This window comes from Streptomyces griseus, from assembly GCF_900460065.1.
Taxonomy (GTDB): Bacteria; Actinomycetota; Actinomycetes; order Streptomycetales; family Streptomycetaceae; genus Streptomyces; species Streptomyces griseus.
Genome location: NZ_UAVD01000033.1, coordinates 212,454 through 217,431, shown reverse-complemented (window position 1 = coordinate 217,431; position 4,978 = coordinate 212,454). Strand labels below are relative to the sequence as shown.

General features: G+C 71.2%; 3 protein-coding genes. 1 reads left to right on the top strand and 2 read right to left on the bottom strand.

Annotation, left to right across the window (positions count from 1 at the left end):
• Positions 1-16: 16 nt before the first annotated feature.
• Together DTB53_RS25205 and DTB53_RS25200 are read right to left on the bottom strand one after the other, a co-directional pair.
• Entirely contained in the window at positions 17-274 is a 258-nt protein-coding gene (locus DTB53_RS25205; protein WP_003971103.1) for an acyl carrier protein, read from the bottom strand.
• Between the two features lie 3 nt (positions 275-277).
• Positions 278-1,153: an ACP S-malonyltransferase gene (locus tag DTB53_RS25200; protein ID WP_012382211.1), complete on the bottom strand. Its 876-nt coding sequence runs from the start codon at positions 1,151-1,153 to the stop codon at positions 278-280.
• Between the two features lie 432 nt (positions 1,154-1,585).
• Between DTB53_RS25200 and DTB53_RS25195 the strand changes: the two genes are divergently transcribed.
• Entirely contained in the window at positions 1,586-4,933 is a 3,348-nt protein-coding gene (locus DTB53_RS25195) for an ATP-binding protein (protein WP_370454223.1), read from the top strand.
• Positions 4,934-4,978: the final 45 nt, after the last annotated feature.

The following is a 4,978-nucleotide window of genomic DNA, read 5'->3' as shown; positions in this document are numbered from 1 at the left end:
GCGGGGTCTCCTTGCTTCAGCGGTCGCCGCGCTCGGCGATCTTCTTCGCCACGAAGGCGTCGATGGATTCCAGCGAGGTGAGAATGTCCTTGAGGAAGTCCTCGTCCTTCAGTTGGATCGAGAACTCCTCCTCGATGGAGCCGAGGAGCTGGACATAGCCGAAGGAGTCGATCACCCCGACCTTGAAGAGGTCGCTCTGATCGGTCAGTTCTTCATCGAATTCAACGAGAAACTGTTCCTCGATCATGGTCCGCAGGCGCTGGGTTCGCCCCATGTCTCATACCCCGCTTTTCGTCAGAGTGGCCCGAGGGCCGGATTTCGCGATGCTTTTCACCATGCGGAGCAGCGATGTGCCGCCGATCTCCTCGTACTCCAGGGAGGCGTCACGATCGAGGAGATGCCGGACGCTTTCGACCCATCGGACGGGTTCGACGATCTGCCGACACAGCAGCTCCGGAATCATGCTTCCCTCGTAGGGGCGTGCGCTCGCATTGGATATCACGGTCACCGAGGGTTCCGCGAAGGTGAATTGGCGGAGGAATACCTCGAACGCGGTGCGCGCCGATTCCATGGCGCGCGAGTGAAAGGCCGCCCCGACCCGCAGCGGGGCGAAGCGGATGCCCCGCGCCCGCAGGGAGGCGTGGGCGGCCCGGAGAGCGCCGTCGGCGCCGGCGATCACGATCTGGGTGTCGGTGTTGTGGGCCGCCACCTCCACGCCCTCGACGCCGTCGGCGCCCAGTACCTCCAGGAGTCGCTCGGCCGGGGTGTTCATGACCGCCGTCATGCCGCCGCCCGAAGCCGCGGCCATCAACTCGCCGCGCTTCTGGACGATCCGGAGACCGGTCTCGAAGTCGAAGACCCCCGCGGCGAGGAGCGCGTTGTACTCCCCCAGGCTGTGCCCGAGGTAGCAGTCGGCGGGCCGGCCCTCCCGGCGTTCCCGCTCGAAGGCGTGCAGCGCGTTGACGGTGAAGAGAGCCGGCTGCGTGCACTCCGTACGGGAGAGCACGTCGTCCTGGTTGTCGCGGCAGCGTGCGGGGAGGTCGTAGCCGAGGAGATCGCAGGCGAATCGGGTGATGCCCGGATAGTGGCCGAAAACATCTGCGCCCATGCCCCGGAACTGCGAGCCCTGACCAGGAAAAAGAATCGCGAACACCGTGTGACGCCTCCTGGATCCGCGCCGAGCGATTGGCTCGGGCCACTCGGAAAATTCCGGTTTCGATCATGTTGACCCATCCCCCTTGCTGGACGCTGGCCGGTTCGCTGACACCCCGGCGCAAGGACTTGTCCACATCCCTGCCGTTCGCTTGCCGATGCACCGGCCCGGGCGTTCCCCGAGGTTGCGGTCAAAGGCCCGTACGGGGGATCCAAGGCGCCCGGGGCCCTCCGCGTATCCCTGGGAAATTCACCGTGCCGCATGGCCGGTTTCGCCTCACCGGCGAATCTGCGCCGTTGACATCCGCGCACGTTTCGCCCTAGGGCTTCGGGCCTCCATGACCACCGGGAAAATCCCCGCGGATGAGATCGCTGTTCTAAGGTGTATTCACCGACGACGTCTTAGGCGTGCGAACGAATGGGGCAGGAGAATATGTTCGTGCATCAGGCCGATGGGGCCTCGCAGCCCTCATCACCGCCCGCACCCTCCGGGCCGGAGCTTCAGGTGCTGGGGCCGATGTCGGCCCGTTACGAGAGGCGCGACGTGGCCCTCGGACCACCACGCCGCCGGGCGCTCCTGGCCCTCCTCCTCATCAGGCTGGGCCGCGTCGTCCCCACCACGGTGCTCATCGAGGAACTGTGGCGGGACGCCCGCCCCCAGCAGGCCGTCGCCACCCTGCAGAGCCACATCTCCCACCTGCGCAGGGCCCTGGCGCCGGCGGCCGGCCCCGGCAGGTCCGCGATCCTGCGCCACCAGGCTCCGGGGTACGTCCTGCGGCTCGCGTCGGACCAGGTGGACGCGTACCGCTTCGAGCAGCTCGTCTCCACCGGCCGCCGGCTGCTCACGGGGCAGAACCCTCTGGCCGCCCGGGACCACCTCACCCGGGCGCTCACGCTGTGGCACGGCGCTCCGTACGCGGAGTTCCACACCCATCCGTCGATCGCCGACGAGAGCGCCCGTCTCGAACAGATGCGGCTCACCGCCCTCGAATCGTCCGCGGAGGCCGGGCTCCTCCTCGGGCGGACCGCCGAGGTGATCGCCGAACTGGAGCGCGAGGTCCGTCAGCACCCGGCCAGGGAGCGCATGGTGGGCCACCTGATGACCGCGCTGTTCCGGTCCGGCCGGCAGGCCGAGGCGCTGGAGATGTACGCGTACACGCGGAACTATCTGGCCGAGGAGTTCGGGGTGGACACGAGCGCCGATCTCCAGAAGCTCCACACCGCTCTCCTCCGGCAGGAACTGGGCGGGCGCGCACGCGGCGCACCCGGCGGCCCCGCCCGTCCGGGAGCGACCGTGTTTCCGCGCCAGGTCCGGACAACGATGTCCAGCACGCTCGCGCGGCCCGCCGCGACCTGGGCGCCGGCCGAGCCGGCGGAACCGGCGGCAGGGGCCCGGGAGATGCCGGACGGTCGGGAACGGGAGACGCCGACCGGGTCCGCCGCCCCGGTGCCCGCACCGGACGAACCGGGGGTCGCCTCTCCGTTGATAGGCCGCGAACGGGAGTTGAATGTTCTCGTCGCCGCCATGGCCGAAACGGCCGCCGGCCGCGGACACCTCGCGTGCGTCCTCGGTTTCTCCGGGCTCGGGAAGACGCATCTCGTGATGGAACTGGTCCACCGCCTTCGGGCCCTGGACGAGAACATCGAGACGGTTCGGAGCAGCAGCTTCTCCGGCGAGGGCGTTCCGCCCTACTGGCTGTGGACACAGGTGCTGCGCCGGCTCGCGACGGCACGGCCCGAGGCCTTCCGGTCGGCCGCAGCTCCGTTCGGCGCGCTGCTGGCGCCGCTGTTGCCCGGATGGCAGCCGGGCCCGGGCGGCGACGCCGGGCCGGGCGACCCGCCAAACCCCTTCCGGACGCACGACGCGCTCTGCGAGATCCTGCTCGACCTGGCGGCGCGGCGGCCTCTGGTGCTGCTCCTGGAGGACGTGCACCGGGCGGACACGGCTTCGCTGGACGTGCTCCGCCTGCTGGCCAACCGCCGCCAGGGACATGCGCTCGGGATCGTGCTGACCGGCTGGGACCTGGAGACCTGGCCCGACGGCTCCCGGTACCCGACGATGACCGGGATACTCAGGGGCCCCAACACGCAGGTCCTGCGGCTCGGGGCCCTGACCCTCCCCGACGTCACCGCCCTGGCCGAAGCGCACTCGGGGCCGGGCGTCGACCGCCGCGTGGTGGAAGCGCTGCACCGGCAGTCCGTGGGCAGCCCCTCCTTCGTGCTCCAGATGCTCTCCCTCCTCCGCGAGGCCGGCGACCTCCGGGACCCCGGCAACGCGGACGAGTTGATCGGCCTCGTCGTCCCGTGCGCGCGCAAGGTCCTGCGCCAGGAGTTCGCCGAGCTGCCGGGACCGGTCCTGCGGCTTCTGCGGCTCTGCGCCATCGCCGCACCCGACATCGAAGGGGACTCCCTGTGCCGGGCCGCGGGCGGCGACGGCGCCGTGGCGATCGTGGAGTCGGCGGTCCGGCACGGGCTGCTCGCCGCCGGCCCACGGCCCGCCGGCCGCCTCCGGCTCACCCCACCACGCGCCCGGGAGGTGCTCGTCGGCGACCTCACCGGCGAGGAGAGCCGGCGGCTGCACGCCGCGTACGCGTACGCCCTGTCCCCGCGCTCCGCCGGGGAGAGCACCCCCGAGCGGAGCGACCGCGTCGCCCACCACGTCTGGCGCGCCGGGGGCGCCGTGCCGCCGGAGCGGGCGCTTCCCTGGCTCCTGAGCGCGGCCGAGAACGCGGGGTCGCGGCTGGCCGCGGGCGACCGCCAGATGTGGCTGCGCCGTGCCATCTCGGTCTCCGGCTCCCTGCCCGAGGGTTCGGCCGCCCGGGGCCTGGTGCCCCGGCTCCACGGTGAACTGGCCCATCTGCTGGGCCACGTACGCGGGTTCGGCGACTCGGAGGCCGAGTCGGAGATCCTCCGGGGGTACACCCCCGGCACCCCGCCGCACCGGTCCGACGACCCGGCGGCGCTGTCGATGCTGAGTGTGTCGCTCCTCGTCCGGGGACGCTACGACGAGTCGGGGCGGCTCACCGACCGGTTGAAGGCCATCGCCGCACGCACGGGGGATCCCGCGGCCCGGCTGGGCGCGGTGTACGGCGAGGGGATGACCATGTTCATCCGCGACCGGCTGCCCGACGCGCTGCGGTCGTTCGAGCACGGCGTGGAACTGTCCGAACGGCTGGCACGCGAGGGGCGGCTGCCGGACGGGATGTACCGGTCCGACCCACGCGTCTACTTCCGCACCCACGACGTCTTCGCCCGCTGGCTGATGGGCGAACGCTCGGCCGCGGCCGAGCAGGGCCGTCGCCTCCTGAGGCTGACGCAGTGGGGCGACAGGCCCTGGGACCGGGTCCACGCCCTCTACGTCAACGCGATGGTGGCCGCCTGGGAGGGCGATCCGGACGCGGCCGGGGACTTCGGAGCGCAGGGCGTCGAACTCTCCGCCCAGCACGGCCTGTCGTCCTGGGCGGCGATGCTGAACGTCCCGCTCGGCTGGGCCCTCGCTCACGGGGGGCAGCGGGAGGGCATCCCCAAGATGATGAACGCGCTGACGGAGATGCGGCTGTCCCGGACGAGGATCCACCTCCCCCTCCATCTGGGCCTGCTGGCCCAGGCCCAGCATCTCGCCGAGCAGCGGGAGGGCGCCGTGGACACGCTGCGCACCCTGCTCGCGGTCGTCGAGCACCACCGCGAGTACGTGTACCTCAACTCCGCGCTGCCCTCCACCCTCCTGCTCGACGAACTTCTCGGCAAGGAGACACGTGAAGCCGTGGGCGCGGTCGAATAGACGGTCGGCTTCCCCGTGTTCGCACCCGGCCCCGGCGGCTGTGCG